Origin of the sequence: Gluconobacter sp. (genome assembly GCF_047723935.1) — a bacterium.
GTDB lineage: Bacteria > Pseudomonadota > Alphaproteobacteria > Acetobacterales > Acetobacteraceae > Gluconobacter.
Genome location: NZ_JBDOBO010000096.1, coordinates 1 through 4,854 on the forward strand (window position 1 = coordinate 1; position 4,854 = coordinate 4,854).

Below are 4,854 nucleotides of genomic sequence, written 5' to 3' on the forward strand. Positions count from 1 at the left end.
CATTTATATCGTGTTATATTCAATGCGTGCTATAAAAATTCATAATATCGCAGAAAATAGGTTTGAATTTCTGTAATTACTCTTCTAAGAAGCCTACCGAAATTACAGGTGGATAGATCAACTCTGTACATTTGCGCTTTCTTTGGGCGCACTTGAGTAATTTTCAGCACGGCCCTCTCTGTTTTCAATCGAATCCCAGAGTCTTATGGACACCAAAACCCTCTTCTCCGGAATGGCCTTGGCCTTCGGAGCGTATGCTGCGTTTGCCGTTAGTGATGCCTTTTCCAAACTGCTGGACGGAAGTCTGAACCCGTTTGAGGTTGCGTTTTTTGGAGGTGTTTTCGGTTTTCTTATTCTTCCTTTCATTCGTAAACCCCAGGAATCCTATCTAGACATCGTACGGCCTCAGCTTCGTGGAATGTGGCTGCTGAGGGCTTTCTGTGTCTTCGTGGCGACAGCTGCCAGCGTTAAAGCTTTTATGCTTCTTTCGATGCCAGAAGCTCTGTCGATCACGTTTCTGATGCCGCTTTTTGTAACCATTCTATCGGTTCTTCTTCTTAAAGAAAAAGTAACATTCTGGGCATGGTTGGCTGTTGCGCTTGGTTTTGCGGGGGTTCTCATAGTTCTGAGGCCCGGAATGCGTCCGCTCAATTTAGGGCATCTCTGTGCGCTTTTAGCCGCTTGTGCGAATGCAGGAAGTGTCATTGCCTATCGCATCGCCAGTAAGGAAACAGTGAGGCTGTCGCTGTTTGGGTCCAGTCTCATGGGGCCGCTGGTTGGAAACGGCATCCTGATGATTGCCCATGCCACTTGGCCTTCCCATGTCGAGACTTGGATTTACCTATTTGGGTATGGCTTTCTGACTGCATTGGGGCAGTTGTGCATGATGCTTGCAACCGCTCGGGCACCCGCGAACCGCGTTGCGTTGCCGCAGTATAGTCAGATGGCGTGGGGAGTTGCGCTGAGCTATCTCGTCTTTCGCCAACCCCTCGACCGCTGGACTTTCGTTGGTATCGCCGTCCTGACGGCTTCCGGCATGTTGAACTGGATCCGTCAGCGGATACGTTACGAGAAAATGGCAATGAAAGAGCGCCTTGAACGCCGTAAGGCTCGAAAAATTGCCAAGGACTCTCTGAAAGAAACCAGGAAAACCGCTCTCCCTACTGCGTAATGAGGCAGGGCAGAGTGGAAGATGGAGCTAGTTCCGAAAGGAACCAGGATTTCCCGCTATTTTCCTGTCGAAGGCAAGGGAAGGCATCCACTAAAAGGATGCCTTCCCCTATGTGAAATAAGAACCTACAAGTTTTAGGTCAGCTTTATGTCCAACTAAGGTGACCAGATTGCCAGTCTCGGCCTCCAGGGGCCTATTTTCCTCGCGCGAAATTGCGGTAAACTGAAACGTTCATGAAAGAGCAAGCGATATAGCTTACGCTTAGCAATTGCTTTTAGGGATATCTCCCAGAGACAGAATATTCGGCTTGTTCAGAAACGTTTTTTCGCAGCACATTATCACTAAATAAGTGACCACAGTGCCGCGTTCCCCGTTTTCAATGTTGAGCCCAAGGGGCTGGCTAAAGTTGCGCTCACGACTGCCGGCAAGCCAGAAGATGTCTCCAGAGACCGTTGATCCGGGCAGGCAAGGCGCTCCAGTGTACCCATGAATACCTCGTCGTGTGCGACAATGAGGTATAAGTTATGGCGCATCATTTACTGCTAGTTCTTACTTTGGCGCTCGAACAGATGGCGACTGTCATACAATGAAGAAGCCTGAGTTTTGCCCATTTCTTCCGTGGGAAAGCGCGAAAAAATATTTCTCAAGAATGACGAGACTTGGATGTTTTTCTTGGGGAAAGCATTTTCTCTGTAAATTAGGAGATGAAAATACCAAGGAAATGGATGTTATTCCCATAGAGTGGTCAGAGCAACGCTCATAATCGTGGACGCGGCTCAAGGAAAAATTCCCCCCTTCTGACGCTTCCACTCCACCTAACAAACGTTATGGCGTGCTGTTACCCGTCGTGGTTTTGACCATGACATGGGAAACTGCTGTTTCAAGATGATCTGTTCTGGTCTTGGCGACCAGTTCTGCTGTGACATGATGATCACCGCTGCCAAACGTCGCGGTTACGTAGTTGACCAGTCGAGCGATTTCTTCGTCGCTCAGGCGCTGAACGTCAGAATTGTAACCAAATCCTGGCATGCTGGCATGGCCGCCTGCAGGCGTTTTCCTGTCCACACCGTAGACGATGGCCATAATGAGGTTGTCAACACGCTCGGAACCGACGACTGAATTAGCATACAGTGACGGGGCATACTGATCTGCCGTGCCTGCACCATCCTGCCCGTGGCAGGCGGCACAATTGCCGGTGTAGATTTCTGCGCCAGACTTTTCGTGCAGATTGTCAATGCGGGTGAGTTCGCCAGAGCGAAGGTCCGGATTGTAAGCCGCTTTGCCCAGACTGTCGCGGGCCTGATGATCCTTGTCATCATCATGAGGCTGGATCTGCTTGATGAAGGCCGCAAGCGCGTGCAGATCTTCATCCGTCAGATGGCTGGTGCTATGCTCGACGGCTTCAGCCATGGGGCCTGCAGCCTGGCTGCGGTTCTTGGCACGGCCGGTCTTGAGATAGGCTACGAGGTCATCCTCGCTCCAGTCTCCGATCCCTCCTGTCGCACTTGGCGTGATGTTTGGTGCATACCAGCCGGCAAGCGGTGCACCACCCAGATACTGGCTCTGCTTTTCGATCAGCATCATGTTACGCGGTGTGTGACAGGTTCCACAGTGTTCAAGAGCGGTTGCGAGATAGTGCCCACGACGTAGCTTGTCATACTGGGAGGAATCCCCGGTCTCCTGCTTCTCTCTGCCAGCAAGCAGATTCCAAGCCATCATCGACATGCGGATGTTGCCAGGAAAGCTGAGATGCGTCTCGGTGGGCTTCTCTGCAACAGGGCGAGCGCCATGCATGAACCACGTATAAAGAGCATGCACGTCCTGGTCCGTCATGCCTGCATAGGAGACGTACGGCATGACCGGGTAAAGGTAAGCACCATCCTTGCGGACACCGTGACGAAGCGCCTTTTCGAAGTCAGCCTCCGTATAGGCGCCGATCCCGTGTTCCGCATCAGGTGTGATGTTGGTAGAAATAACGTCACCCTGCGGGGTCGCAATTTTCAGGCCCCCCGCAAACGGCTTGCCGCCTGGGCGGGTGTGACAGGCAATACAGTCTGCTGCAGTCGCCAGATACGCACCACGGGACATAACGTCCTGTCCCACGTCAGTTGCACGGGCAGTAGAATATCCTATTCCACCCAGAACGGCGCCACTGATCAGAAAAGACGCAAAAACTTTCTTGAAATCAGGCATGAAGCAGTTCTTTTTTCAGCGTATCAGCAACACGAAGCGCAAGGGCTGCGACGGTGAGGGTGATGTTCCCGGTTCCAACCGTGGAAAACACGGACGAACTTGCGATGAACAGGTTGTCATGGTCATGCGTTCGGCAATGGCCATCCACCACGGAGTTCTTCGGGTCCGTTCCCATAATGGTGCTGCCGGAGGGGTGATCCTGCGGGAAGTAGCCCGGTGTCCATTCCTCATCGGTCCCATGCATCAGGCCGATAAGCTGCTTGAAGACGCCTCGCGTGTGCTCACAACTGCGAACTGTGTATTCCGGAAGCTTGTAATAGACTTCCGGATGCGGGATCCCCAGCGCGTCCTTGTTAGTCTTGCTCAATGTCAGACGGTTGTCCGGATCGGGCAGGGCCTCATTGTGGCTGAAGAGACGGACGGTGTGCGACGCCAGATAGCGGATCTGCTCTTCCAGATCCTTGCCGACATATCCCTTTGAAATTGCAAGCTGTGTTGCGAAATCCACCTGGTTGTCATCCACCATGTGGACGAGATATGCGCCATGCTCACCGCGCCAGTCGCCATCGCGGAAATTGTCGATGACATTGGTTTCCAGAGGTCCGCGCCCAGGCCAAAGAGATTTGTCGCCGCTGATGAACGTCACCTGAACGCCGGTATGATCCATCATGTTGCGGCCAACCTGATCGGAGCTGTTGGCAACCCCGGTCGGGCTTTTCTCATCGGCGGAGACCAGAAGCAGCTTGGCTGTTTCGATGCAGTGTGCCGCAATGACGAAGTACTTGCCGGTCACGCGGTGCGATCCCTTGTCCGGATCGTAATAGTGAACAGCCGTGACCTTCTTGTTCGCTTCGTCGCGCTCAATCTTGTACACGACGGCATTGGTTACGAACTTCGCGCCGGCGGCTTCCGCGTGGTAGACGGAATAGCTGCCATTATACATGGCCCCGATTGGGCAGATCGGCATGCAGTTGTTATGGCCTTCACAGGTCGGGCGCCCGTCATACGGGCGCGTATTGCGGGCCTGAGGTTCATGGACAACGCGCCATGGTGTCTGTTCTGCAATGAGCTGGCGGAACTGCTGCGCGGCATAGGAGAGCGGTAGTGCGTCCATCGGGTAGGGTTGCGCACGCGGAGAGCCCAGATCTTCGACCTTCGGATCAGGACCACACACGCCCATCATGACCTCGGCCTGATAGTAGAATGGCTCTAGATCCTCGTACTTGACGGCCCAGTCACGACCTTGATCGTAGCGGGTCTTGAGCTCGAAGTCAGACGGCAGGTAACGCCATGCACAACCGGCCCAGTGCCACGTCGTGCCGCCCATCATTCGCAGATAAACCTGCTGATAGGCTTCGGCGTTCGGCCCGGTCGTGTGCAGGGATTTGTTGGGGGGTTTCGGGGTGGGCGGGGGGGGGGCCCCCGGGGGGGGTGGCAAAGGCGCCGGTTATGTCGGGGTTGGTTGGAGATTGCGTGTATTCTGGGCGCAA

Annotated in this window: 2 protein-coding genes and 1 pseudogene; 1 reads left to right on the plus strand and 2 read right to left on the minus strand. The window is 53.7% G+C overall.

The genetic code is table 11. From position 1 onward, the window contains the following. The first annotated feature begins 205 nt into the window (after window positions 1–205). Complete coding sequence (locus ABF979_RS15470; protein WP_415560628.1) at window positions 206–1,171, plus strand: DMT family transporter; 966 nt, start codon at window positions 206–208, stop codon at window positions 1,169–1,171. A gap of 825 nt (window positions 1,172–1,996) precedes the next feature. Here ABF979_RS15470 and ABF979_RS15475 read toward each other — a convergent pair. Together ABF979_RS15475 and ABF979_RS15480 are read right to left on the minus strand one after the other, a co-directional pair. Next, a complete protein-coding gene (locus ABF979_RS15475; protein WP_415560629.1) occupies window positions 1,997–3,364 on the minus strand; it encodes a c-type cytochrome in 1,368 nt (455 codons plus the stop codon). Continuing rightward, window positions 3,357–4,854: pseudogene (locus ABF979_RS15480) on the minus strand (GMC family oxidoreductase); the annotation flags it as partial. The gene ABF979_RS15475 and the pseudogene ABF979_RS15480, both read right to left, overlap by 8 nt.

Coding starts and splice junctions, on each gene's coding strand:
- ABF979_RS15470 (WP_415560628.1), top strand. CDS start 206: ATGGACACCAAAACCCTCTTCTCCGGAATGGCCTTGGCCTTCGGAGCG.
- ABF979_RS15475 (WP_415560629.1), bottom strand. CDS start 3,364: ATGCCTGATTTCAAGAAAGTTTTTGCGTCTTTTCTGATCAGTGGCGCC.